Source organism: Paramicrobacterium agarici (assembly GCF_002563955.1).
GTDB lineage: Bacteria > Actinomycetota > Actinomycetes > Actinomycetales > Microbacteriaceae > Paramicrobacterium > Paramicrobacterium agarici.
Genome location: NZ_PDJE01000001.1, coordinates 3,127,694 through 3,151,428, shown reverse-complemented (window position 1 = coordinate 3,151,428; position 23,735 = coordinate 3,127,694). Strand labels below are relative to the sequence as shown.

The following is a 23,735-nucleotide window of genomic DNA, read 5'->3' as shown; positions in this document are numbered from 1 at the left end:
CGTTCATGAAGGTGGATCTTGTCCTCGCGCGGCTGATTCGAGATGGGCAGCGCATTCGCGTTCACGGAACCGACGGATTCGTCGAGATTCTCGCTGAGCCAGACGCGGGGGGAGCATGCCGGCGCGTCGATAGACTGAGCGCCGTGATCGACCAGCATCCTGACGCCACGCGATTTCGACTCGACATCGCGTACGACGGAACCGACTTCAAAGGGTGGGCGAGGCAGCCCGGTCTGCGAACGGTGCAGGGAGTGCTTGAAGATGCGATTGCGCGGCTCTTCGGCCGTCGTGGTGACGAGCCAGGACTCACTGTGGCGGGTCGCACGGACGCCGGTGTGCACGCCACGGGCCAGGTCGCGCACATTGATCTTCTCGAAAGGCACGTCGATGCGCTGAAACGACAGAGGCGGCGGGATGCTGTGCCGCAGAGCCCCGGAGAAGTATTTACGCGCCGGGTTGACGGTGTGCTCGGTCGGCGTTCCGACGTCGTGGTCACGTCGGCATCCGAGGCTCCTGCGGGATTTGACGCGCGATTCTCTGCCTCGTGGCGACGGTACGAGTACCGTGTGGCCGATGACGTGACGGGTCGCAATCCGCTTGAGCGCAACACGATCGTGTGGCGGCCCGGAGTGCTCGACGTTGATGCGATGGATGCCGCTGCTCGCGAACTCGTGGGTCTTCACGACTTCGGGGCGTACTGCAAGCCGCGCGAGGGGGCCACGACGATCCGTACGTTGCAGGACTTCTGCTGGCGTCGTGACGACGCAGGACGCGTGATCGCCGAGGTGCGGGCGGATGCCTTCTGTCACAGCATGGTGCGCTCGCTTGTCGGGGCATGTGTTGCGGTCGGTGAAGGGCGGCTTTCTGCTGCCGAGCTTGTGCAGATTCGGGATGCTGCAGAGCGAACGAGTTCCTTCACGGTGATGCCTGCGCATGGTCTGACCCTCGTGCAGGTCGGTTACCCCGAAGACGACCTGCTTGCAGCGCGTGCGGAGCTGACGAAGGCCAAGCGCACGCTGGACTGACGGTGGGCCGAGCGTCATTTCTCCACAGACGTGAACTGCCTGAACGCGCAGACGTGAATTGACCGAACGCAGACGCGAATTGACCGGTACCCGCCCGTCCCGTAAGATTGCTCGTTGGTGTTGTGCCCTTTTCGGTACGCACCCGTAGTTGAGCCCTCCACCTGCGGAGTTCACGTCATGTGAACGCCCAACGGAGCGGGATTCACGAACGTCCAACTAACGATCAAGAAAGCAGCACTACTGTGACGCGCACCTACACCCCCAAGGCCAGTGAGATCCAGCGTGACTGGATCGTCATCGACGCCGAAGACGTTGTTCTCGGTCGCCTGGCAAGCCACGCCGCGGTTCTTCTTCGCGGCAAGCACAAGCCGACCTTCGTCAACCACCTCGACACCGGTGACTACGTCATCATCATCAACGCCGACAAGGTTGCACTGAGCGGCGACAAGCTTCAGAAGAAGCGTGCCTACCGCCACTCGGGCTACCCGGGCGGCCTCTCCTCCATGAGCTACGGCGAGCTCCTCGAGAAGAACCCTGTTCGCGCCGTTGAGAAGGCGGTTCGCGGAATGCTTCCGAAGAACTCCCTCGGCCGTACGCAGCTGGGCAAGCTCAAGGTGTACGCAGGCAGCGAGCACCCTCACGCGGCGCAGCAGCCCAAGCCGTACTCATTCGACCAGGTCGCACAGTAAGCGCCCGCAAAGCTAAGGATTTATGACAGTGGCGAAGATCGAAGACTCCATCGAGACCCCCCAGAACTTCACGACCGAGTCGGAAGCGGCACCCGAGGCTGCGGCCCCGCGCCCCGCTCTCACCGTTCCCGGCGCGGCAGTCGGCCGCCGCAAGCAGGCCATCGCACGCGTGCGCCTGGTTCCCGGCACCGGAAGCATCACGGTCAACGGCCGTGAGCTTGCCGACTACTTCCCGAACAAGCTGCACCAGCAGCTCATCAACGACCCGTTCACGGTGCTCGACCTCTCGGGCAGCTACGACGTGATCGCCCGCATCTCGGGCGGTGGCCCCTCGGGCCAGGCCGGCGCACTCCGCCTCGGCATCGCACGCGCCCTGAACCAGATCGACGTTGAGAACAACCGTCCGTCGCTCAAGAAGGCCGGATTCCTCTCGCGCGACGCTCGCGTCAAGGAGCGCAAGAAGGCAGGACTCAAGAAGGCCCGCAAGGCTTCGCAGTTCTCGAAGCGCTAACGCGTACGGGTTCGACTCCCATGGCTCGTCTGTTTGGAACCGACGGTGTTCGCGGACTCGCGAACGGTGTTCTCACAGCCGACCTCGCTCTCGGCCTTGCTCAAGCCACCGCAGTGGTGCTTGGGCAAGGCCGAAGTGCTGAGGCCCGGCGTGCTGAGGGCAAGAGGCCCGTCGGCGTTGTCGCGCGCGATCCGCGCGTCTCCGGCGACTTTCTCGCCGCAGCCGTCTCGGCAGGCCTCGCATCAAGCGGCGTCGATGTACTCGACGCCGGTGTGATCACCACTCCGGCCGCGGCGTTCCTTGTGCAAGACATCGACGCGGACTTCGGCGTGATGATCTCTGCATCGCATAACCCGGCGCCCGACAACGGCATCAAGATCTTCGCGCACGGCGGCACCAAGCTGCCTGACATTGTCGAAGAGCGCATCGAAGAACACCTCGAGGCAGAGCAACTCATGCCGACGGGCGCCGATGTCGGCCGCATCCGCCGTTTTGCCGACGCTGAAGACCGCTACCTCATCCACCTGCTCGGGAGCCTGCCGCACACACTCGACGGTCTGCGCGTCGTGATCGACTGCGCGAACGGCGCAGCCGCAGGAGTCTCTCCGCAGGTGTTCTCTGATGCAGGTGCACGCGTCTCTGTCGTCGGAAACGATCCCGACGGCATCAATATCAACGACGGCGTCGGCTCGACGCATATCGACAACCTCGCGCGCACGGTGGTTGAACTCGGCGCCGACGTGGGCATCGCCCACGACGGTGATGCCGACCGCTGCCTCGCTGTCGACGCGAACGGCACGATCGTTGACGGCGATCAGATCATGGCGATTCTCGCCGTGTCGATGAAGGAGCGCGGAAAGCTCGTTGACGACACCCTCGTTGCGACGGTCATGAGCAACCTCGGACTGCGGCGCGCGATGGACGAGCACGGCATCTCGACACTTCAGACCAAGGTGGGTGACCGCTACGTTCTCGAGTCGATGAACGAGAATGGCTACTCCCTCGGCGGAGAGCAGTCCGGCCACGTGATCATGAGCGAATTCGCCACGACGGGCGACGGCATCCTCACCGGCCTTCACCTCGTGAGCGAGATGGCTCGCACGGGCAAGAGCCTCGCAGAGCTCGCATCGGTCATGACCGTGTACCCGCAGGTGATGATCAACGTGAAAGACGTCGACAAGACGCGCGCCCACTCCGACGAGTCGGTGCTGCAGGCCGTCGCCGCTGCCGAGGGCGAACTCGGTGAGTCGGGTCGTGTGCTGCTGCGCCCGAGCGGAACCGAGCAGCTCGTACGCGTCATGGTCGAGGCAGCCGATCACGACACAGCCGGCCGCATCGCCGACCATCTCGCAGGGATCGTGCGCTCGAGCCTCAGCATCGTCTGAACGGCTGCGCCTGCGTGCACCGTTCGAGGTAGCGATTCAGACACTGCGGCCCGCGTCCGACACGGACGCGGGCCGCAGTGTCACTGCTCAGATCGCGTCAGAGCCTGCGGCTGGAGCCCACAATATCCCCGGCCTTCCAGTCCTCCCAGCCCTCTCGCCCGGCCATGAACTCCTCGATCTCGTCTTTCGACGCCTCGAGCTTGGGGTCGTGCTTGAGGTAGTGCTTGGTCTCGCGCGCGACGAGGCCAGACAGCACAAGCAGGCCGATGAGGTTCGGAATCGCCATCAACCCGTTCATCACATCGGAGAACGCCCAGACGACGCCGAGCTGAACCGTGCAGCCGATGTACACGATGAGCGAGAACACGATGCGGAACGGCATGACCGCGCGGCGCCCGAACAGTCGCTCGATGTTGCGCTCGCCGTAGTACGACCACCCAAGGATTGTTGAGAACGCGAACATCACGAGAGCGATCGTGACTACCCAGTGACCCCACTCGCCTGGCAGACCGTTCGTGAACGCCTCACCCGTCATGAGTGCGGCCGAGATCTGCTCACCGGTCTCGGGATCGACGGCCTTCCACGCCCCCGTCGTGACGATCACCAGTCCCGTCATCGTGACGACGATGATCGTGTCGATGAACGTCTGCGTCATCGACACGAGACCCTGGCGAACGGGGTGAGTGGTCTGCGCCGCTGCGGCTGCCATCGGTGCCGAACCGAGCCCCGACTCATTCGAGAAGAGACCGCGGGCGACACCGTACTGAATGACGATGATGATGGCCGACCCGGCGAACCCGCCGACAGCGCTGGTGCCGGTGAACGCTTCGGTGAACACCTGCGCGATCGCCGCGGGGAGTGATCCGATGTTGGCGATCAGAATGTACAGTGCGGCCGCCACGTAGAAGATGATCATGACCGGCACGAATCCGGCGGTCACGCGGCCGATCGACTTGATGCCGCCGACCAGCACCAGCAGCGCCAGCACCGTGAGCACGATTCCCGTCACCCAGGTCGGCACGTTGAAACTCGACTGCACGTTCGTGGCGATCGAGTTGCCCTGCGTCATGTTTCCGATGCCGAAGCACGCGATCGTCGCGAAGATCGCGAACATGAGCCCCAGTATCTTGCCGAAGGGGCCCTTGATGCCGCGCTCCAGGTAGTACTGGGGGCCGCCGGACTTCTCGCCCGCAGCATCCGTGCCCCTGAAACGCACACCGAGATACGCCTCGGTGTACTTGGTGACCATGCCGACGAGTCCGGTAATCCACATCCAGAACAGCGCGCCGGGCCCGCCGATCGCAATGGCGGTAGCGACGCCGACGATGTTTCCCGTTCCGACTGTCGCGGCCAGCGCTGTCGTGAGCGCCTGGAACTGCGAGATGTCACCCTCGCTCCCGGCATCTTTGCGCTTGAGGATGCCGAGGCGTAATGCCGCGCCCAGTTTGATGAACTGAAGCCCGCCGAGGCGAAATGTGAGGTAGATGCCGGTTCCGATGAGGAGGGGAATGAGGACATACGGTCCCCAGACGACCGAGCTGATGTTGCCCAGTGCCTCCTCGAGCCAGGTCAGATCCATGGTTCTCCCGTCTGTGCTGCGTTGCACGATGGCCCCATCTTAGAGGGAGCCGAGCGGAAGCCGTGAGAACTTTAGGCGCGAGCCGCGCGGCGTGATTTCTGCCACGCCCAGAATCGCGACAGCATCCGCTTGAGCCAGCCGGAAAAGCGTCGAGCCCAGCGGAATTCGGTGCCGAGAGTGGCCAGACCGAGAAAGACGATGAGCCAACCGGGACCAGGCAGCGGAACGAGAACGAGACCGAGAAGGGCGATGGTGGCGCCCAGCGCTCCGACCGTCACCCGGTAGGCGTGCTGGAGCTTGGGATGCTGCGTCAGCCACGCGCGCATGCGGCGCAACCAGCGCCGCAGCGGATGGTGCGGGTTCTCAGCGCGAGCGACGTCACGTGAGATCTCGGTCTCGTACGCCATTCGGCAACGATACGATCGGCGGCTGAAGATGCGCCGAACGTTGTGTCAGACCTTGCGCAGAAGCACCTTGCTCACGGTGTGGTCGCTCTCTTTGCGCAGCACGAGCTTTGCGCGCGCCCGCGTCGGGCGGATGTTCTCGCGCAGGTTGGGCTCGTTCACCTCGCGCCAGAAGTAACGGGCCTTCTCGCGTGCCTCGTGCTCGCTGAGGCCGGCAAAGACATTGAAGTACGAGTTGGGGTTGCTGAATGCGCCGCGCTGCAGTGCCATGAAGCGCTCTTCGAACCAGTGCGCGATGTCGTCTGTGCGGGCATCGACGTAGACGCTGAAGTCGAAGAGGTCGGCAATCGTGAGGTGGCCGGCGAGAGCGGGCTGCAGCACGTTGAGGCCCTCGACGATGAGCACGTCAGGGCGGCGCACCACGACGCTCGCGTCAGGCACGATGTTGTACTGCATGTGAGAGTAGAACGGGGCGCGCACTTCGTCAGCGCCCGATTTCACCTCGGTTATGAAGCGCAGAAGTGCACGCCTGTCGTACGCTTCGGGGAATCCCTTGCGGTGCATGATGCCGCGGCGCTCGAGCTCTTCGTTGGGGTAGAGAAAGCCGTCTGTCGTGATGAGCTCGACGTGAGGGGTGTCAGGCCACCGGGACATGAGCTCGCGCAGCAGCCGGGATACCGTCGACTTTCCCGCCGCGACGGAACCGGCGACCCCGATGACGAAGGGAGTCCTGCCCGACGACTCTCCGAGGAACGCCTGCGTCGAATCGTGGAGGCGCTTCGCGTTGGCGACGTAGAGACTCAGCAGTCGGCTGAGCGGCAGGTACACCTCGGCGACCTCGGTGATGTCCATGCGGTCGCCGAGTCCGCGCAACTGCACGATCTCAGCATCCGTCAGAGGGTTCTGCATGTTGGGCGCGAGGCTGGCCCATCGTGCGCGGTCGATCTCGACGAACGGGGTCGTGTGCGTGGGGAACGATCCGGTGGCAGTGCGACTGGGCGACATGAAACGTCATTTTACGCAGGTTGCCGGGCCAATTCGCCTCGCGCGCGATCGTGGTGCGAGGGGCGGTGGTCTCTGGTCACGGCACCGGGCAGCGGTGGGGCAGTGTTCCCTGCAAGACCAACGGGGCGAGGTAAGGGGTGTGCCGTGCACTCAGCTTCGTGCCCATAAACTTGATTCCATGTGTGGAATCGTGGGATACGTCGGAGGACGTGCCAGCATTGACGTCCTGATGAACGGCCTGAAGCGCCTCGAGTATCGCGGATACGACTCGGCAGGCGTCGCCGTGATCGCCGAAGACGGATCGATCAGCACGCGCAAGCGCGCGGGAAAGCTCGCTGTGCTGAGCGATGACATCGCCGCTCACCCGCTGCCCGAGAGCACTACCGGAATCGGCCACACGCGTTGGGCGACGCACGGGGGCCCCACAGATGAAAACGCTCACCCGCATCTGAGCGCCGACGGCAAACTCGCGGTCATCCACAACGGCATCATCGAGAACTTCGCCGCAATCCGCGACGAGCTCATCGCCCAGGGTTACACTTTCGAGAGCGAGACCGACACCGAGGCGGCCGCGATCCTGCTCGGCCGCGAATACGCCGAGACGGGTGACCTGCGCGCGGCATTCCAGCGGGTCGTCGGTCAGCTCGACGGCGCCTTCACGCTGCTTGCCGTGCACGAGGATCAGCCCGGTCTCGTCGTCGGCGCCCGGCAGAATTCGCCGCTCGTCATCGGCCTCGGTCAGGGCGAGAACTTCCTCGGCTCCGACGTTGCCGCATTCGTCGAGTACACGCGCTTCGCGCTCGCCGTGGGTGAGGGCGAAATGGTCGCCATCACCCCGGACAACGTCGAGGTCACCGACTTTGCAGGAAACCCCGTGCAGTCGACGCCCTTCGAGGTGCAGTGGGACGCCTCAGCTGCCGAGAAGGGCGGCTGGTCAAGCTTCATGGCCAAAGAGATCAGTGAGCAGCCGGATGCTGTCGCCAACACGATCCGCGCGCGCATCGGCGACGACGGGCTCGTGCACGTTCCCGAGCTTGACGGTCTCGACGAGCTCTTCCGCGGCGTCTCGCGCGTGGTGATCGTCGCCTGCGGCACCGCCTCATATGCGGGAATGGTGGGTAAGTACGCGATCGAGGCGTGGACGCGTCTGCCCGTCGAAGTCGCACTCAGCCACGAGTTCCGGTACAGCGATCCCGTCGTTGACGCGAGCACGCTCGTCGTGTCGATCAGCCAGTCTGGCGAGACGATGGACACGCTCATGGCGGTCAAGTACGCGGCCGAGCGCGGTGCCAAGACGCTGTCGATCTGCAACACGCAGGGCGCGACGATTCCTCGGGAGTCCGACGCGGTCGTCTACACGCACGCGGGTCCCGAAGTCGCCGTCGCCTCGACAAAGGCGTTTGTCGCGCAGGTCACCGCGCTTTACCTGTTGGGCCTGCACATCGCGAACGTTCGTGGCAGCCTCACGAGCGAGCAGATCACCGAGAACGCAGCCGAGCTTCAGGCGATCCCCGAGAAGATCGGCGAGGTTCTGGCCCAGCACGACGAGGTGGCGCAGCTCGCTCACTGGATGAGCGACACCAGATCCGTGCTGTTCCTCGGCCGTAACGTGGGCTACCCCATCTCGCTCGAGGGCGCCCTCAAGCTCAAGGAGCTCGCGTACATTCACGCCGAGGGCTTCGCCGCCGGTGAGCTCAAGCACGGCCCGATCGCGCTCATCGAGCCTGGTCAGCCCGTGTTCGTCGTTGTTCCGAGCCCGCGGGGATCGCAGACGATGCACGCCAAGGTCGTGTCGAACATTCAGGAGATCCGCGCCCGAGGCGCCCGCGTCATTGCGATCGCCGAAGAGGGCGACGTCGCTGTTCTGCCATACGCCGACACCGTGGTGCGCGTTCCGCTCGCGGCACCGCTGTTCGAGCCGCTGCTGTGCGTGATCCCGACGCAGATCTTCGCCATGGAGCTCGCCTCGGCCAAGGGACTCGACGTCGACCAGCCGCGCAACCTCGCCAAGAGCGTCACCGTCGAGTAGTCATGACGTCTGCGAGTGGTGGCCGATGATCGTCGGAGTAGGGGTCGACCTCGTCGATCTCGCGCGCTTTGAGCGGGCCGTCGACCGCACACCTCGTCTGCGCGAGCGCCTGTTCGCTGAGAGCGAACGAATGCTGCCGCTGCGCTCACTCGCGGGGCGCTATGCCGCGAAAGAAGCGCTCATCAAGGCGCTCGGCGGCTCAGACGGCGTGCGCTGGCTCGACGTCGTCGTCGACAAGACCGACGATGGTGACCCGTTCTTCACGCTCTCGGGAAGCACCGCCGACGCCGTTGCCGCGCGTGGCATCACGTCGCTGCACGTGAGCATGAGCCACGACGGGGGAGCGGCGATCGCCTTCGTCGTCGCCGAGAAAGAGACCCCGGGAGCCTTGCAGTGAGCGCGTTCCGCGAAGCAACGATCGATCTCGCGGCGATCGCCGGCAACCTGCGCACCCTGCGTGGATCGACGCAGGCGACGAGTGTTCTCGCCGTCGTGAAGGCCGACGCGTACGGTCACGGCGCTGTTCCCGTGGCGCGCACTCTGGCGGATGCCGGAGCCGACATGCTCGGCACGGCCGACATCGACGAGGCTCTCGTGCTGCGCGACGCCGGAATCACGGCGCCGATCCTCTGCTGGCTGCACGGCCCCGACGCGGACTTCGACGCCGCGCTCGCCCACGACATCGAGGTCGCCGTGTCGAGCGTCGCCCAGCTGAACGCTGTCGCCGACGCGGCGCGGCGCGCGGCAGCATCCGCTGTGCCCATTCAGATCAAGATCGACACGGGGCTCAGCCGCAATGGCGTGGCTCCCGATGTCGCCGGCGCCGTCTTTGCACGCGCCGCCGAGCTCGAGGCCGAGCGCGTGATTCGCGTGCGCGGCCTCATGACGCACGTCTCGAATACGGCGCCCGCCGAAGACCTCGCGCAGGTCGCGCTGTTCACCCGGCTCGTCGACGATGCACGGAGCGCCGGGCTGCGCCCCGAGGTGCTGCATGCCGCGGCGACGGCGGCGGCGCTGCGCATTCCGGAGTCGCGCTTCGACATGGTGCGGCTCGGCATCGGCCTCTACGGGCTCACACCCTTTGACGACGAGACGAGCCAGCAGCTCGGCATCCGCCCCGCCATGACACTGCGCGCACCGGTTGCTGCGGTGCGTCGTGTCGCGGCAGGCGCGGGCGTGTCTTACGGATTCACGCATCGCACAGAACGCGAGACGACTCTCGCGCTGGTTCCGCTCGGCTATGGCGACGGCGTTCCGCGCCAGGCCTCGAATGGCGGCACGGTCGCGATCGGCGGCCGCATCTTCGGCAACGTCGGCCGGGTCGCCATGGATCAGTTCGTCGTCGACGTCGGCGACGAGCCGGTCTCGGTCGGCGACGAGGCTGTGCTGTTCGGCGATGCCTCGCGCGGGGTTCCCAGTGCGGACGACTGGGCGAATGCGGCATCCACCATCAATTATGACATCGTCACGCGCATCGGTCCCCGTGTCGCGCGTCGATACGAGGACGCATGATCGAGATTCCATCGACGACAGTCTGCGCGACGACCGACGAGATGCATGAGCTCGGTGTCGAGCTCGGCCGGATGCTGCACGCCGGCGATCTGCTCGTGCTCACCGGACCGCTCGGCGCCGGAAAGACCACGCTGACCCGCGGAATCGGCGAGGGTCTCGGCGTGCGTGGCCCCGTCACGAGCCCGACGTTCGTGCTGGCTCGCACGCACCCGAACCTCGCGGGCGGTGCGCCGCTTGTGCACGTCGATGCGTATCGGCTGAGTGACGCGGTTGAGCTTGACGATCTCGACATCGACTTCGAGCGCAGCGTTGTGGTCGTCGAGTGGGGCCGCGGCATGCTCGGGGGCGTTGCCGAGCAGTGGCTCGAGGTCGAGATCGAGCGTCCGACCGGAGCGGCGGGGTCGGTCGCCGACTCTGCCCCCGATGTTTCCACCGGTACCGTCGACTCTGCCGCAGCATCCAACGTCAGTAAAAGTGAGTTGCAGGAAGTGGCTGCTGATTCATCGACGGAGGACGACCATTCTCTGCAAGTCACTTTTGGGGCAAGGGCTGGGGCAGAGGCAGAGGCAGAGGCAAGGGCGGGGGCAGAGGCCGAAGCCGGGGCCGAGGTGGACGAGCCGCGCATCGTTCGGGTGAAGCGTGTGCGCGCGGGGGACGGCGCGGAAAACAGCGTGCGCACAGGGGACGGCGCGGAGAACAGCGTGCGCACAGGGGACGGCGCGGAGAACAGCGTGCGCACAGGGGAATAGGCTGGATACGTGCTTCTCGCCATCGATTCGTCACTCGGAACATCGGTCGCCGTCGTCGACTATGAACGCGGCATCATCGCCGAGCGCAGCATCCACGACACCCGCAGGCATGCCGAAGTCGTCGGAACTCTCATGCGCGAGGTTCTCGCCGAGTCGGGCGTTGAGACCTCTGAGCTTTCGGGTGTCGTCGCCGGAATGGGTCCGGGCCCGTTCACGGGACTGCGCATCGGCATAGCGGCCGCACGAGCCTTCGCATTCGGTGCGGGCAAGCCCGTCGCACCGGTCGTCAGTCACGACGCCGTCGCCCTCGAGTGGTACGCCTCGGGCGGAGAGGGCGAGCTGCTCGTCGTCACCGACGCGCGTCGGCGCGAGAACTACTGGTCCCGATACTCGGGGACGGATGCTGCGAGGCTGCCGATCCGCATCGACGGCCCCGGCCTCTCGAAGCCGCACGAGATCGTCGTTGGCGCAGCGACGCGCCACGAGGTCGATCGCGTATCAGCGGGCCATCTCGGACTCGTCGCCGAATATACGTGGGCGGCAGGACGCCCCTTCGCCGCAGATGAGCCGCTGTATCTGCGGTCGCCAGACGTCACGCCGTCTGCCGGAAAGCGCGTGACCTCGTGACCGAGTTTCGTGCGGCGACGGCGAGCGATCTCGACGCCATCATGCAGCTCGAACGCGCGACCTTCGCTCCGGACGACTGGTCGAGCGAGAGCATGCTGCGGGAAATCGAGAGCGAGCATACGACGTATCTCGTGATCGTCGACGACGACCGTCTCGTGGGCTATGGCGGCGTTCTCGCGCCGAGCGGAAGCACCGACGCCGACATTCAGACGATCGCCGTCGACCCGAGCCATCGGCGCACCGGTCTCGGGCGCGAGCTCATGACACGGCTCATCGCGCGAGCAGCATCCACAGGGGCGAAAGCCGTGTTTCTCGAGGTCCGCGCCGACAATCCGGGCGCCCAGCAGCTCTACCAGTCGCTCGGATTCGCCGTGCTCGGGGTGCGGCCCCGGTATTACAAGGGCGGCATCGACGCCGTCGTCATGAAACTCGATCGCCCCGACGAAGCAGGAGCAGCATGAACCGCGACACCCCACTCGTGCTCGGCATCGAATCGAGCTGCGACGAGACCGGAATTGGCATCGTCCGCGGCTCGACGCTGCTGTCGAACACCATCTCGTCTTCCATGGAGCAGCACGCGCGCTACGGCGGCGTCGTTCCCGAGGTCGCAGCGCGCGCCCACCTCGAAGCCCTCGGCCCGGCGCTCACCGCCGCCGTCGACGAAGCGCAGATCGAACTGAGCGACATCGATGCTGTCGCCGTGACGAGCGGCCCGGGTCTCGCGGGGGCGCTCATGGTCGGCGTCGGTGCGGCAAAAGCGCTCGCGCTCGCTCTCGATAAGCCGATCTACGCCGTGAACCACCTCGTCGGGCACGTTGGCGCCGACATTCTCGACGACATAGGCGAGCCCTTCGAGTACCCGGCCGTCGCGCTGCTCGTCTCGGGCGGCCATACGTCGCTGCTGCTCGTTCGCGATCTGACGAGCGACGTCGAGCTGCTCGGCGAGACCATCGACGACGCCGCGGGCGAAGCGTTCGACAAGGTGGCGCGCATTCTCGGCCTGCCATACCCGGGCGGGCCGCAGATCGACAAGGCCGCAGCCGAGGGCGACGCCACGGCAATTCGCTTTCCACGCGGGCTCAGCCTTCCCAAAGACATGGCGAAGCACCGCTACGACTTCTCGTTCTCGGGCCTCAAAACGGCGGTTGCGCGGTGGGTCGAGCAGAAACAGGATGCTGGCGAGGCAGTGCCCGTCGCCGATGTCGCCGCCTCGTTCCGCGAGGCCGTCGCCGACGTGCTGCTGACGAAGGCGATCGCCGCGTGCCGCGACCACGATGTGCCGCGGCTGCTGCTCGGTGGCGGCGTCGTCGCGAACGCGCGCATCCGCGAGCTCGCCGCAGAGCGCGCCGCCGCCGCGGACGTCGCCCTGCGCATTCCGCCGCTGTCGCTCTGCACCGACAACGGTGCGATGATCGCCGCTCTGGCGGCGCAGCGCATCATGGCCGGCTTCGAACCGTCAACGCTGGAGTTCGGGGCAGACTCCACGCTCCCGGTCACCGATATTCAGGTACCGTGAGACAACACCGCTGCAACCGCGAGGAGACGTTTGATGACTGAGCCCAACGATCGCGAGAACCCGGCTGTGCCACCGCGTCCGCCGCTGCCGCAAACACCGCCGGCTCAGAACGATGGAACGCGGCCGCACGACGCGGGCCAGAACGCTGGCGATGGAGCGCAGCAGCAGCCAGGCCAGACCCCCGCTCAGAACCCGCAGGCTCAGAACCCGCAGGCTCAGAACCCGCAGGCTCAGAACCCGCCTCAGAACCCGGCTCCGTGGGCACGACCGGCCGGCGCGCCGCCCGCGCAACAGCAGCAAGCTCCGCAGCAGCAAGCCGCTCCGCAGCAGCAAGCCGCTCCGCAGCAGGCGGCGCCCCAGCAGCAAGCCGCTCCGCAGCAGGCGGCGCCCCAGCAGCAAGCCGCTCCACCGCAGCAGCAGCAAGCTTCGCAGCAGTTCGCTCCGCAGCATCCGGGTGCGCAGCCCACTCCTCCGCAGCAGAGTCACGCCCCGTACCAGCAACCCGCTCCGAGCTATCAGCAGTCCGCTCCGCAGCACCCCGCACCGCAGGGACCGCACGGGGCACCGCATCCTCAGACGTCGCCATACACGCAACCTGCCCCGCAGCAGCAGCCGGCACCGTCCCCATACCAGCAGGCGCCGCAGCAGCAGACGGCGCAGCCGTACTTCCAGCCCACGCCACAGGGTGCACCGGGGCAGCCGCCGCTCGTCGGCCCCGGCGGAGCAATGCCCGCAGCCCAGCCTGTCTCTGCGCCGAAGTCGCACAAGAGCCGCACGGGGCTCACGGGTCTCATCTTCGGCATCCTCGGCGTGATCGGCGGCGTGTTCTTCGGGTGGGCGCTTCCGCTCGCGATCGTCGGCATCGTTCTCGGATTCAAAGCCCGTTCGAAGCCCGACGACGACCGCACGTTCGCGCTGTGGGCCATCATCACGGGCTTTGCCGGCACGCTGTTCTCGGTCGGATGGTTCGTGTACAGCATCCTTTATCTCGTCATGAGATGATCGGTACGAGGGGAGATCACAGACAATGAGCGATCCACAGCAGGGCCACGAGAACCAGCAGCCCGCGTATGGACAGAACCAGCAGCCGAGCTACGGTCAGCAGGCGCCAGCGCCGACGTACGGACAGCAGCCTCACGGCCAGCAGCCCTATGGTCAGCAGACGACACCGCCACCCGGGTACGTGCAGCAGCCATACGGTCAGCAGCCGTACAGCGCGTATCCGCCTCAGCCCGGCACGAACGTTCTGGCGATCGTTGCCATCATCTCGGCGTTCTTCATTCCGATCGCCGGGATCATCTGCGGCCACATCGCCCGCAAGCAGATTCGTGAGACGGGGGAGCAGGGCGACGGCCTCGCTCTGACGGGACTGATCCTCGGCTACGTGTTCACGGCGATCATCGTCGCGATCATCATCATCTACATCGTGTTCTTCGTGGTCCTTCTCGGCACCGTCGGCATGTCGGGCGCGTACTACACCTGATCGGTCAGACCCGCTCGACTACGAGCGCCGTGTGCCGCCCGGCGACGCGCGTCAAGACAAGAGTCGCGCTCGCCGTGCCGCGCGGATTGAGCCGTTTGCGGAACGCGGCGGGATCGATGTCGACACCGCGCTTCTTGATCTCGAGCGTGCCGATGTCGTTGCCCTTGACCCAGCGTCGCAGCACCTTCTCGTCGAGCGGCAGCCGTTCGACGACTCTGAATGCCGTCGCGAACGGCGTCGCTGTGTGCGCGTCTGAGGTCAGGTAGGCGATGCCCTCGCTGATCGGCCCGGCCTCGAGCTGACGGGCGAGATCGCCGATGAGCCTCGCACGAATGACCGCGCCGTCGGGTTCGTAGAGGACCGCGCCGAGGTCGCGAACCGGCTCGTCAGCACTGTCTGCCGCGGCGGTCAGCTCGGGCGAGCCGTCATCGCTCAGCACGAGCGCAGCCCTCGTGATGCCGTCGCGCGCGAGCGAACCCGACCACAGCATGAGTTCGACGACGCTCCCGTCGACGCTGACCCACTGCGCCTCCATGTCGTCGGGGATCAGGTCGCGGTCGAATCCCGGACCGAGCTTGATGCCGGTCGGCATTCGACGTGCCACCTCGAAGACCGTATCGAGGTGCGGAGAGTAGTCCGCCGGGTCGGTGATCCGCGTCGTCTCCGCATGCCCCGACGTTCGCCTCGCCGGATCGAAGAACACGGCGTCGACGTCGCTCAGATCGGTGTCTTCGGCACGCCCGCGAACAACATGCGCCGAGGCGAAGGGCGCGAGGTTGTGCGTGGCGATTGCCGCCGTCACCTCGTCGGCCTCCACGGCAGTGACAGCGATCTGCATGGCAGCCATCGCCATTGCATCGCCGCCGATACCGCAGCCGAGATCGGCGACGCGGCTCAGATTGCTCGCAAGATACCGCCCCGCGTGCATGGCAGCCGCGCGAATGCGCGTCGCCTGTTCGAGCCCGGCCTGCGTGAACAGCATCCGTTCGGCGAACTCGCCGAATTTGACGCGGGCGCGTGCACGGAGGCGTGACTGTGTGAGCGCTGCGGCGACCAGATCGGGATCGTGGCCCGCCTTGCGCAGGCGAGTGACCGTTGCGACGATGTCTCCCGCGGTGTCCTGACCGGCAAGCTCATCGAGAAGAGCCATGCCGTCGGGGGTGAGCAGAGAGGCGAGCTCGGCGCGTTCCATCCGCCCAACATATCAATGCGCCCGATCTCGCCGAGAGCGAAACCAGACGCGGAGTTGGCACTCACGTTGCACGAGTGCCAGCGCATCCGTAAACTTGCAATTAGCACTCGGATAGTGAGGGTGCTAACTCACGTCTTCTTATGAGAAAGAGGTCAACCGTGTCGGTCTCCATCAAGCCGCTCGAGGATCGCATCGTCATCAAGCAGGTCGAGGCAGAGCAGACCACCGCGTCTGGTCTGGTCATCCCTGACACCGCCAAGGAAAAGCCGCAGGAGGGCGAAGTCGTGGCCGTTGGCCCCGGCCGCATCGACGACAACGGCAACCGCGTTCCGCTCGACGTCACCGTCGGCGACCGCGTTCTCTACTCGAAGTACGGCGGCACCGAGGTCAAGTTCGGCGCTGACGAGTACCTCGTGCTCTCGGCCCGCGACGTTCTCGCGGTCGTCGAGCGCTAAACGACGCACAGCACTAAGGGTCCGGGTGATCATCACCCGGGCCCTTGTCTGTGGTTCGCCGTAGACTCGTCATATGGCTGTGTCACAGGTGTTCGTCTTCGACATCGACGGCGTCATCCGCACCTTCACACCCGAGCGCATGGCGGCGAGACTCGACGCAGAGCTCGGACTTCCGGTCGGCATCATCGAAGACGCCGCATTCGCCGACCCACTTGGGCGCGCCCTTGTCGAAGGCCGCATGACGCGGGCGGAGTGGGTTGACGAGGTCACCGAGATGATTGCCAGGACGGCGCGCGATGCGGATGCTGCGCGCTCGATCGTCGCCGAATGGGCGACAGATATCGGGCAGCTGATCCCCGAGACCATCGAACTCATCGACGAGCTCAGGCAGGAGCATCCCGTTTTCGCATTGACGAACGGAACCGACCGCACGGCGCACGAACTCGACACCCACGGCATCGCTGACCGGTTTCATCGCGTGCTGAACTCTCACGAGATTGGCGTCGCGAAGCCCGCGCCCGACTGCTACGCGCGGGCCCATGCGCTCATCGAGCAGACCCTCGGCAGCGCCGTGTCACCAGCATCCGTGCATTTCACCGACGACCTCTCCGCGAACATCGAGGCGGCTGCGCAGTTCGGCTGGCGAGCCGTGCAGTTCACGGATGCTGCGGCGCTGCGCTCCTCGCTCGCGGCCGAGCTCGCCTCGTGACGCCGGCTGCGAGCCAGGGCTCCCGCTCCGGATTTCTCTACGCGGCATCCGCGTACCTGCTCTGGGGTGCGCTGCCGCTCTACTTCGTCATTCTCGAACCGGCAGGGCCGTTCGAGATCGTGGCGATGCGCATTCTGTTCTCGCTCGTGTTCTGCGGCGTTCTGCTGAGCATCCTGCGCGACTGGCGCGGATTCTTCGCGCTGTTCCGGTCGAAGCGCACGATGCTGTTCATGACGCTCGCCGCAGTGTTCATCTTCATCAACTGGCAGACCTACGTCATCGCAACGCTCACAGGCCACGTGATCGAGGCGTCTCTCGGCTACTTCATCAACCCCATCGTCACGGTGCTCTTCGGCGTCGTCTTTCTGCGCGAGCGACTGCGTCCGCTGCAATGGGCCTCCGTCGGAGTGAGCGGCATCGCGGTTCTCGTGCTGTGGGTCGGCTACGGCAACTTTCCGCTCATCGCGCTGATTCTCGCGTTCTCGTTCGGGCTGTACGGTCTGATGAAGAACCGGGTGGGCGGCAACGTCGGCGCCATTTCCGGCCTCACGCTCGAGACGCTGTTTCTCGCCCCGGTGGCGGCCATAGTGCTCGTCGGAGTCGCGGCAACGACGGGCATCGTGTTCGGCACCGCTGGGGCCGGTAACACAACGCTTCTCGTGGCCTCGGGAATCGTCACCGCTGTTCCGCTGCTGCTCTTCGCGTCAGCATCCCGCCGCCTGCCTCTCGTATACATGGGTCTGTTCCAGTACGTCACGCCGCTGCTGCAGTTTCTGGTCGGTGTGTTCATTTTGCGCGAGCCGATGCCGCCCGAGCGTTGGGCCGGCTTCCTTCTCGTCTGGGCGGCGCTCGTGCTGCTCACGATCGACATGGTGAGGCGCGCGCGGACGGCGCGGCGTCGTGCGCGCAGCATGGCCTGAACGTTCGCAGACATAAACACAGCCCCGCGGTGGTTACCATGGATTACCGGCGTCGACCAGCACCGCTCCGCCGGGAATTCTCGGACACTCAATTCGCCTTGCGAAGGGACGCTATGGACACCTCGGATCCGTTCGGCTACATCGGTCTCACCTACGATGACGTGCTGCTGCTGCCAGCGCACACGAACGTGATTCCGAGCGAGGCGGATACGTCGTCGCGCCTGACGAAGAACATCACCGTTGCCACTCCGCTGCTCTCGAGCGCGATGGACACGGTGACGGAGTCGCGCATGGCGATCGCGATGGCGCGTGAGGGCGGCATCGGCATCCTTCACCGCAATATCTCGATTGCCGACCAGGCCGAGATGGTCGACCGCGTCAAGCGCAGCGAATCGGGAATGATCACCAACCCCGTGACGACCACAGCAGACGCGACCGTCGCCGACGTCGACGAGCTCTGCGGGCAGTTCCGCGTTTCCGGGCTGCCCGTCGTCGACGAGGCAGGCGTGCTCAAGGGAATCGTCACCAACCGCGACATGCGCTTCGTCGATGACGACAAGAAAGCATCGACGCCGGTCTCTGCCGTGATGACGAGCGAAAAGCTCATCACGGCGCCGGTCGGCACGAGCCCCGAGCAAGCGATCGAGCTGCTCGCAAAGCACCGCATCGAGAAGCTGCCCCTCGTCGATGACGCCGGAGTGCTCAAGGGGCTCATCACCGTCAAGGACTTCGACAAGAGCGAGAAGTACCCGCTCGCCACGAAAGATGCCTCGGGCCGCCTGCGCGTGGGCGCGGCGATCGGCTTCTTCGGCGACGCGTGGGAGCGCGCGTGTGCGCTGCGTGACGTGGGTGTCGACGTGCTCGTCGTCGATACAGCGAACGGCGACTCCGAGGGCGTTCTCGAGCTCATCCGCCGCATCAAGGCAGACGAGAGCTTCGCGTCTGTCGACGTGATCGGCGGCAACGTTGCAACAGGCGACGGTGCGCGCGCCATTGCCGAGGCTGGGGCGGATGCTGTCAAGGTCGGCGTTGGCCCGGGCTCCATCTGCACGACGCGCGTGGTCGCCGGTGTTGGTGTTCCGCAGGTCTCCGCTGTGTATGAGGCGTGGAAGTCCGTGCGCGATCTCGACGTGCCGATCATCGCCGACGGAGGTCTGCAGTACTCGGGCGACATCGCGAAGGCGATCGTCGCCGGTGCTGAGACCGTCATGCTCGGCTCGCTGCTCGCCGGCTGCGACGAGTCGCCGGGGGAGCTCGTCTTCGTCAACGGCAAGCAATTCAAGACGTACCGCGGCATGGGCTCACTTGGCGCGCTGCAGACGCGTGGCAAGAAGACCTCGTATTCGAAGGACCGCTACTTCCAGGCCGACGTACCCAGCGACGACAAGCTGATTCCCGAGGGTATCGAGGGTCAGGTGCCGTACCGGGGACCGCTCTCGGCCGTCGCCTACCAGCTCATCGGCGGACTCAGGCAGTCGATGTTCTACGTCGGCGCCCGCACGATCCCCGAGCTCAAGAAGCGCGGCAAGTTCGTGCGCATCACGTCGGCGGGGCTCAAGGAATCGCACCCGCACGATGTGCAGATCGTGGTGGAGGCCCCGAACTACCGCCGGTAGAACGCTGACCTTGTTTGCGCTCCGCTTTCGGTTTTGCGCGCCAGAAAGAACTGGAGCGCGACGAAAAATGTGGCGCGGGCCCGAAGCGCGTTGTCCCTGGACGCCGCAACGAGCCGTGCTCTATGTGAGCGGGAGTTTCGTGTCGGGCTGCCGGTATGTGAATTCTCCCGGGCGGCGGCCGAGGCTTCTGGCCCGGTGCCCGACGAGTAACTGGGGAACGATGACCTCGACGATAGCGCGCTCGAAGCTCGTCACTTCAGACGGGAGCGAGATCACGACAAGGTTCTCGTGATCCGGGCGGGGAACCTCTGTAAGGGGGCTCTGGGTGACCAGGCAAACCTGCACTCCGGAATCGAGAACCGAATCGGCGAGCGAGAGTTCCCGTGAATCACCGAAGATCACGAGACCGCTGTTCTCGCGCAACGGCTCCATTGGTCCGTGCAGGTACTGGTACGTGTCGAATGCCGCTGTGGGGACACCGAGCGCTTCGCGGAACATCAGGGCACCTTCGGACGCAGCGGCCAGCGACATCCCGCTTCCGACGAAGTCGACGGTGTGCGCCGTACTCAGTCGTTCTGCCGCGAGAGCGGTCGGCGCCTCGAAATCAGAGAGCGCTGCTTCGACGCGTGCCGACACGGAGCTCGGGTCAGGTGCAGTCAGCCCAGTAGCGTGCTCGCTCAGCAGAGCGTACGCGAGAAGCGTTGCTGTGTAGCCGACTGTGTAAACTCCCGAGTCATCGAAGTCGCCGAGTGGAAGCACGACGTCGACAGCAGCGGTGAGCGGACTGTTCGGAACATTGGTGATTCCGATGCGTCGCCCCGGGGTGAATCGTTTGGCGGCATTGAGCGGTTCGGGGCTGCGCCCCGATTCTGAGACGATCACGTAATGGTCGGCGGGTTGGCTGCCCGGAGCGTAGGCGACGGCATCTGACGCCGACAGAGGGAACGCTCGTACCCCTGACGCTATGAGCGCGAAGACGAGGGCGTGAGCCGAATGCGACGACGCCCCCATCGCGACGACAGCGACGGTATCGCCCGGGCGCCATGGCTCGATGGTTGCCCTGGCAAGTGCCTGCGACACCGAGTGGTGCGCTCGTTCCAGATTCGCCGGCTGATCGCGAACAGCGAGACCGTACTCTATGCGTTCCATGGTTCTCTCCACATCGTTCGAAACATCGTTTGGCCGACGCTAAGAGCGCCGGTGCACGATGCGTCGCTACCCCTTCACCGCTCCTGCGCTCATCCCGCTCACGACGTAGCGCTGGAAGATGACGGCGATCACGATCGGCGGGATCGCCGCGAGGATGCCGCCGGCGGCGACGAGCCCGAAGTCTGTCGTGTATCTCCCGGCGAACTCCGAGATCGCGACGGGAAGCGTCTTGGCAGCGTCTGATGACGTGAAGATCAGCGCGTACATAAACTCATCCCACGCGAGGAGGAACGCGAACATCATCGCCGCGAAGATCCCCGGTTTAGCGCTCGGCAGGATGATGCGGAAGAGTGCACCGACACGGGACGTCCCGTCGATCCGTGCGGCCTCCTCCAGTTCGTCTGGAATCGTCACGAAGTAATTGCTGAGAATCCACAGCGTGAAGGGGATCACCAGGGACGAGTCAACGAGGATCAGCCCGACAAGCGTGTTGAGCAGACCAAGCGAATTCAAGATGAAGTACAGGGGAATCAGCAGAGCGATCTGCGGCAGCATGTACGTGGCGAGGAAGGTCAGCAGCGTCGCTTTGCGGAACGGGAACTTTAGCCGGGCGAAAGCGTATGCCCCCAAAACTCCGACGATCATGGCAAGGGCGACGACCGAGACAGCGACGATCGTGGAATTCAGCATCGCGGCGCGGAATGTCGAACCGACGCTGCCCTCGCCGCCCTGGAAGATCTCGACATACCGGCTCAGATCGATTTCAGACGGGATCCAGCGCATCGGGCGGCTGACCAGATCACGCTGCGGAGCGAAGCTCGCCTCGACCATCCACGCGAACGGCAGGAGAATGAGTATTGAGACGACGACCGCGGCGATGTGCAGAAGAATTGAGTTTCGTCTTTGGTTTCTCACAGTAGGCTCATCTCCGATCGGCGCAGCATTCTGAGGTAGATCGTCGTCAGGATCAGAATGACGATGACGATGATGTACGACAGCGCAGACCCCATGCCGAAGTTCTGATCGGAGAAAGCGCGAACGTAGGTGTAGTACGCGATCGTCTGCGTTCCGTTCGCGGGTCCGCCTCTCGTCATCGCGTAGATGATGTCGAATGCCTTGAACGCCTCGACGGTGCGAAGCACGAGCACGATGGAAATCGACGGCAGGAGCATAGGAAGAGTGATCGACCGGAAGATGCGCGGCCACGACGCTCTGTCGATCTTGGCGCTTTCGTAGATCTCGGGGTTGATCGCCGTCAACCCGGCGAGGAGGAAGAAGGCGACGAGTGGCGTCGTCTTCCAGGCATCGGCCAGGATCACCATGTTCAGGGCGAGGAACGGGTCGCCGAGCCAGGCGATGTACTCATCGGTGAGTCCAAGCTGTGTGAGGGCCGCGTTGAGTGAGCCGTACTGGGCGTTGAAGATTCCCTTCCACATCGCGGCATTGACGATCGTGGGGACGGCCCACGGGAGGACGACGATGGCGCGGAACAGCCACCGCATGCGCAATCGGGCGTTGAGCAGCATCGCGAGCATCATGCCCAGCGTCAGCTCCAGAGCGGTCGACACGACGGTGAAGTAGAGCGTACGGCCGATCGCTGCCCAGAACCCGGAGCTCGAAAGCGCCTCCACGTAATTGTCGATACCGACGAATGGAGTTTCGGTGGCGAGTGCAGACTCCACCTCGAAGAACGAGATGATCAGGGTCCGCGCAATCGGGTAGATGATGATGCCGAATACCGCGACGGCGGCGGGGAGGAGGAGCCAGAAGGCAAGCCGCTTCTGGCTCTCTCGACCCGTCCGCCGACGTGGAGGTGCCACGGTGGCGAGTTTCGTCATCGTTCCGCTCAGTCGTTCAGAACATCGTTTGCGGCAGCGACGGCATCATCCATCGCCTGCTGCGGTGACTTCTTCCCGAGGAGCGCATTCTGGATCTCCGCCTGGATGATCTGCGATACCTCGCTGTAGTTCGGCACCTGCGGGCGCAGGATTCCGTCGTCGTAACCGACCTTCGCTGCGGCGAACACCTCGGGGTTGGTCTCCGTGATCTCGGGGTCTTCGTACGACGCTTTCCAGTTCGGCAGGGTGCTGGTGACGAATTTCTCTTGCTCGCTTTGACTGCTGATGAACGAGATGAAGTTCCACGCTGCATCCTTGTTCTCAGACTTCGAAGCGATGCCGAGGGCCATGGCGCCGTTGACGCCTGGGCGCGTTCCTTCCGCTCCCTTCGGCGTTGCGGAGACGCCGACCTGGCCAACGACCTGCGAGATGGATTCGTCATTGAGATCCCGGAACGTCGACTCCCAGTTCAGTGAGAACGCAGCCTGACCTGAGGCCATGGTCTTGTTCACATCGTCTTCGAGGAACGTCGTCGAGTTCGGGTTGGAGAGGCCATCATCGATGGTCTGCTTCATCCAGCTCAGGGCTTCGACTCCCGGTCCCTCGTTGATGATGAGTTCTCCATCGTCATTCGTGAACTCGCCGCCGAAAGCGCCGAGAAGCTGCGCGTAGTCGCAGATGAGCGCCTCGGCCTGAGCCCAGCTCCAGGCGATCGGGTATTTAACGATCCCTTGCTCTTTCATCGCTGCGGCGACTTCGAGAACACCGTCCCAGGTGTCAAGGTCCGACGTGGAGTATCCGGCCTGCTCGACCATCTCTGTGTTGTAGTAGAACAGTTTCGTCGATGGATACCACGGAACTCCGTAGTACTTGTCCTGGTATTCCGCCGTGATGAGCGCGCCCCCGAGCATGTCCTGCTCCCACTCCTCGGGGAACCTATCGGTCACGTCGGTGACGAGGCCCTTCGATGCGAACTCGGCCGGCCAGATCACGTCCATCAGGACAACGTCGTAGGTTCCAGACGGGGCAGACGTCACTATTTTGTCGTGCAGCGCCTCGTAGGCGACAAAGGTGGGATTGACGGTGATGTCTGGATACTCCTCATTGAAGTCCTCGATCATCGCTTTCACATCGTCTTCTGTGTAGCCGGCCTGCTTCATGAAGAGGGCATTCAGCGTTCCGGAATCGGCATCGCCGGCACCGCCGGCCGACGTGGGGGCTCCTGTGACGCTGCACGCGCTGAGGACGAGAGCCGAGGCCGCGGCGATCGCTGCAGCAGCGGCCAGGCGCCTCACTCGTTTCTGCGGGGTTTTCATTGTTTCCTCTACTTCCTCGTTGAGGG

At 64.9% G+C, this 23,735-nt stretch carries 24 protein-coding genes and 1 pseudogene; 17 read left to right on the top strand and 8 right to left on the bottom strand.

The features are described 5' to 3' along the window. Positions 1 to 5 precede the first annotated feature (5 nt). From ATJ78_RS15335 to glmM, 4 genes are all read left to right on the top strand, one after another. Entirely contained in the window at positions 6 to 1,025 is a 1,020-nt protein-coding gene (locus ATJ78_RS15335) for a tRNA pseudouridine synthase A (protein WP_098409034.1), read from the top strand. Between the two features lie 242 nt (positions 1,026 to 1,267). Beyond that, on the top strand, positions 1,268 to 1,714 hold the full coding sequence (gene rplM / locus ATJ78_RS15330; protein WP_098409033.1) for a 50S ribosomal protein L13: 447 nt from the start codon (positions 1,268 to 1,270) through the stop codon (positions 1,712 to 1,714). 28 nt (positions 1,715 to 1,742) lie between these two features. After that, on the top strand, positions 1,743 to 2,225 hold the full coding sequence (gene rpsI, locus ATJ78_RS15325) for a 30S ribosomal protein S9 (RefSeq protein ID WP_098409435.1): 483 nt from the start codon (positions 1,743 to 1,745) through the stop codon (positions 2,223 to 2,225). Between the two features lie 20 nt (positions 2,226 to 2,245). Beyond that, positions 2,246 to 3,610, top strand: coding sequence for a phosphoglucosamine mutase (gene glmM, locus ATJ78_RS15320; RefSeq protein WP_098409032.1), 1,365 nt, complete (start codon positions 2,246 to 2,248; stop codon positions 3,608 to 3,610). A 97-nt stretch (positions 3,611 to 3,707) separates the two neighbouring features. Here glmM and ATJ78_RS15315 read toward each other — a convergent pair whose 3' ends face one another. The 3 genes from ATJ78_RS15315 to coaA form a co-directional block, all read right to left on the bottom strand. After that, entirely contained in the window at positions 3,708 to 5,189 is a 1,482-nt protein-coding gene (locus tag ATJ78_RS15315; protein WP_098409031.1) for an alanine/glycine:cation symporter family protein, read from the bottom strand. Between the two features lie 71 nt (positions 5,190 to 5,260). Next, positions 5,261 to 5,596 (bottom strand): TIGR02611 family protein, encoded by a 336-nt coding sequence (locus ATJ78_RS15310; RefSeq protein ID WP_169923479.1) that lies wholly within the window; start codon positions 5,594 to 5,596, stop codon positions 5,261 to 5,263. Between the two features lie 45 nt (positions 5,597 to 5,641). Further along, complete coding sequence (coaA, locus tag ATJ78_RS15305; RefSeq protein ID WP_098409030.1) at positions 5,642 to 6,598, bottom strand: type I pantothenate kinase; 957 nt, start codon at positions 6,596 to 6,598, stop codon at positions 5,642 to 5,644. 178 nt (positions 6,599 to 6,776) lie between these two features. Here coaA and glmS point away from each other — a divergent pair, with 178 nt between their 5' ends. The 9 genes and pseudogenes from glmS to ATJ78_RS15260 all read left to right on the top strand — a co-directional run bounded on the left by glmS (position 6,777) and on the right by ATJ78_RS15260 (position 14,514). Further along, the gene (gene glmS / locus ATJ78_RS15300) at positions 6,777 to 8,627 is read left to right on the top strand and encodes a glutamine--fructose-6-phosphate transaminase (isomerizing) (protein ID WP_098409029.1); all 1,851 of its coding nucleotides are present in this window, start codon (positions 6,777 to 6,779) and stop codon (positions 8,625 to 8,627) included. A 25-nt stretch (positions 8,628 to 8,652) separates the two neighbouring features. Next, positions 8,653 to 9,024, top strand: coding sequence for a holo-ACP synthase (locus ATJ78_RS15295; RefSeq protein WP_098409028.1), 372 nt, complete (start codon positions 8,653 to 8,655; stop codon positions 9,022 to 9,024). Continuing rightward, complete coding sequence (gene alr, locus ATJ78_RS15290; protein ID WP_098409027.1) at positions 9,021 to 10,139, top strand: alanine racemase; 1,119 nt, start codon at positions 9,021 to 9,023, stop codon at positions 10,137 to 10,139. The genes ATJ78_RS15295 and alr overlap by 4 nt, the downstream gene beginning before the upstream one ends. After that, positions 10,136 to 10,567 (top strand): annotated as a pseudogene (tsaE, locus tag ATJ78_RS15285) (tRNA (adenosine(37)-N6)-threonylcarbamoyltransferase complex ATPase subunit type 1 TsaE); the annotation flags it as partial. The gene alr and the pseudogene tsaE, both read left to right, overlap by 4 nt. Before the next feature lie 330 nt (positions 10,568 to 10,897). Then, positions 10,898 to 11,515, top strand: a complete 618-nt coding sequence (gene tsaB, locus ATJ78_RS15280; RefSeq protein ID WP_098409026.1) for a tRNA (adenosine(37)-N6)-threonylcarbamoyltransferase complex dimerization subunit type 1 TsaB — start codon at positions 10,898 to 10,900, stop codon at positions 11,513 to 11,515. Beyond that, positions 11,512 to 11,976 (top strand): ribosomal protein S18-alanine N-acetyltransferase, encoded by a 465-nt coding sequence (rimI, locus tag ATJ78_RS15275; protein ID WP_245836353.1) that lies wholly within the window; start codon positions 11,512 to 11,514, stop codon positions 11,974 to 11,976. The genes tsaB and rimI overlap by 4 nt, the downstream gene beginning before the upstream one ends. Beyond that, positions 11,973 to 13,031, top strand: a complete 1,059-nt coding sequence (tsaD, locus tag ATJ78_RS15270) for a tRNA (adenosine(37)-N6)-threonylcarbamoyltransferase complex transferase subunit TsaD (protein WP_098409025.1) — start codon at positions 11,973 to 11,975, stop codon at positions 13,029 to 13,031. Before rimI ends, tsaD begins: the two co-directional genes overlap by 4 nt. Positions 13,032 to 13,064: 33 nt before the next feature. Then, on the top strand, positions 13,065 to 14,033 hold the full coding sequence (locus ATJ78_RS15265) for a DUF4190 domain-containing protein (protein WP_098409024.1): 969 nt from the start codon (positions 13,065 to 13,067) through the stop codon (positions 14,031 to 14,033). Between the two features lie 25 nt (positions 14,034 to 14,058). Further along, a complete protein-coding gene (locus ATJ78_RS15260; RefSeq protein WP_098409023.1) occupies positions 14,059 to 14,514 on the top strand; it encodes a DUF4190 domain-containing protein in 456 nt (151 codons plus the stop codon). 4 nt (positions 14,515 to 14,518) lie between these two features. Here the strand turns inward: ATJ78_RS15260 and ATJ78_RS15255 are convergent, their stop codons facing one another. Further along, a complete protein-coding gene (locus tag ATJ78_RS15255) occupies positions 14,519 to 15,706 on the bottom strand; it encodes a THUMP-like domain-containing protein (protein ID WP_098409022.1) in 1,188 nt (395 codons plus the stop codon). A gap of 140 nt (positions 15,707 to 15,846) precedes the next feature. On the opposite strand from ATJ78_RS15255, the gene groES reads away from it, so the two are divergent. From groES to guaB, 4 genes are all read left to right on the top strand, one after another. Further along, positions 15,847 to 16,161 carry a co-chaperone GroES gene (gene groES, locus ATJ78_RS15250; RefSeq protein ID WP_281253409.1) on the top strand — a complete coding sequence of 105 codons (315 nt, stop codon included), beginning with the start codon at positions 15,847 to 15,849 and terminating at the stop codon, positions 16,159 to 16,161. A 73-nt stretch (positions 16,162 to 16,234) separates the two neighbouring features. Next, positions 16,235 to 16,870 carry an HAD-IA family hydrolase gene (locus tag ATJ78_RS15245; RefSeq protein ID WP_098409020.1) on the top strand — a complete coding sequence of 212 codons (636 nt, stop codon included), beginning with the start codon at positions 16,235 to 16,237 and terminating at the stop codon, positions 16,868 to 16,870. Further along, on the top strand, positions 16,867 to 17,790 hold the full coding sequence (gene rarD / locus ATJ78_RS15240) for an EamA family transporter RarD (RefSeq protein ID WP_098409019.1): 924 nt from the start codon (positions 16,867 to 16,869) through the stop codon (positions 17,788 to 17,790). The genes ATJ78_RS15245 and rarD overlap by 4 nt, the downstream gene beginning before the upstream one ends. Positions 17,791 to 17,903: 113 nt before the next feature. Further along, a complete protein-coding gene (gene guaB / locus ATJ78_RS15235) occupies positions 17,904 to 19,406 on the top strand; it encodes an IMP dehydrogenase (RefSeq protein WP_098409018.1) in 1,503 nt (500 codons plus the stop codon). 120 nt (positions 19,407 to 19,526) lie between these two features. Here the strand turns inward: guaB and ATJ78_RS15230 are convergent, their stop codons facing one another. The 4 genes from ATJ78_RS15230 to ATJ78_RS15215 all read right to left on the bottom strand — a co-directional run bounded on the left by ATJ78_RS15230 (position 19,527) and on the right by ATJ78_RS15215 (position 23,709). Continuing rightward, positions 19,527 to 20,555, bottom strand: coding sequence for an SIS domain-containing protein (locus ATJ78_RS15230; protein WP_098409017.1), 1,029 nt, complete (start codon positions 20,553 to 20,555; stop codon positions 19,527 to 19,529). A 66-nt stretch (positions 20,556 to 20,621) separates the two neighbouring features. Continuing rightward, on the bottom strand, positions 20,622 to 21,470 hold the full coding sequence (locus tag ATJ78_RS15225) for a carbohydrate ABC transporter permease (protein WP_098409016.1): 849 nt from the start codon (positions 21,468 to 21,470) through the stop codon (positions 20,622 to 20,624). Then, positions 21,467 to 22,393, bottom strand: a complete 927-nt coding sequence (locus ATJ78_RS15220; RefSeq protein ID WP_098409015.1) for a carbohydrate ABC transporter permease — start codon at positions 22,391 to 22,393, stop codon at positions 21,467 to 21,469. The genes ATJ78_RS15225 and ATJ78_RS15220 overlap by 4 nt, the downstream gene beginning before the upstream one ends. Before the next feature lie 8 nt (positions 22,394 to 22,401). Further along, positions 22,402 to 23,709 (bottom strand): extracellular solute-binding protein, encoded by a 1,308-nt coding sequence (locus tag ATJ78_RS15215; protein WP_098409014.1) that lies wholly within the window; start codon positions 23,707 to 23,709, stop codon positions 22,402 to 22,404. Positions 23,710 to 23,735 lie beyond the last annotated feature (26 nt).

Excerpts from the sequence above, each read along its gene's own strand:
- ATJ78_RS15335 (WP_098409034.1), top strand. The coding sequence starts at position 6 with ATGAAGGTGGATCTTGTCCTCGCGCGGCTGATTCGAGATGGGCAGCGC.
- glmM (WP_098409032.1), top strand. The coding sequence starts at position 2,246 with ATGGCTCGTCTGTTTGGAACCGACGGTGTTCGCGGACTCGCGAACGGT.
- ATJ78_RS15315 (WP_098409031.1), bottom strand. The coding sequence starts at position 5,189 with ATGGATCTGACCTGGCTCGAGGAGGCACTGGGCAACATCAGCTCGGTC.
- ATJ78_RS15310 (WP_169923479.1), bottom strand. The coding sequence starts at position 5,596 with ATGGCGTACGAGACCGAGATCTCACGTGACGTCGCTCGCGCTGAGAAC.
- coaA (WP_098409030.1), bottom strand. The coding sequence starts at position 6,598 with ATGTCGCCCAGTCGCACTGCCACCGGATCGTTCCCCACGCACACGACC.
- glmS (WP_098409029.1), top strand. The coding sequence starts at position 6,777 with ATGTGTGGAATCGTGGGATACGTCGGAGGACGTGCCAGCATTGACGTC.
- ATJ78_RS15295 (WP_098409028.1), top strand. The coding sequence starts at position 8,653 with ATGATCGTCGGAGTAGGGGTCGACCTCGTCGATCTCGCGCGCTTTGAG.
- tsaD (WP_098409025.1), top strand. The coding sequence starts at position 11,973 with ATGAACCGCGACACCCCACTCGTGCTCGGCATCGAATCGAGCTGCGAC.
- ATJ78_RS15265 (WP_098409024.1), top strand. The coding sequence starts at position 13,065 with ATGACTGAGCCCAACGATCGCGAGAACCCGGCTGTGCCACCGCGTCCG.
- ATJ78_RS15260 (WP_098409023.1), top strand. The coding sequence starts at position 14,059 with ATGAGCGATCCACAGCAGGGCCACGAGAACCAGCAGCCCGCGTATGGA.
- ATJ78_RS15255 (WP_098409022.1), bottom strand. The coding sequence starts at position 15,706 with ATGGAACGCGCCGAGCTCGCCTCTCTGCTCACCCCCGACGGCATGGCT.
- groES (WP_281253409.1), top strand. The coding sequence starts at position 15,847 with ATGAGAAAGAGGTCAACCGTGTCGGTCTCCATCAAGCCGCTCGAGGAT.
- ATJ78_RS15245 (WP_098409020.1), top strand. The coding sequence starts at position 16,235 with ATGGCTGTGTCACAGGTGTTCGTCTTCGACATCGACGGCGTCATCCGC.
- guaB (WP_098409018.1), top strand. The coding sequence starts at position 17,904 with ATGGACACCTCGGATCCGTTCGGCTACATCGGTCTCACCTACGATGAC.
- ATJ78_RS15230 (WP_098409017.1), bottom strand. The coding sequence starts at position 20,555 with ATGGAACGCATAGAGTACGGTCTCGCTGTTCGCGATCAGCCGGCGAAT.
- ATJ78_RS15220 (WP_098409015.1), bottom strand. The coding sequence starts at position 22,393 with ATGACGAAACTCGCCACCGTGGCACCTCCACGTCGGCGGACGGGTCGA.
- ATJ78_RS15215 (WP_098409014.1), bottom strand. The coding sequence starts at position 23,709 with ATGAAAACCCCGCAGAAACGAGTGAGGCGCCTGGCCGCTGCTGCAGCG.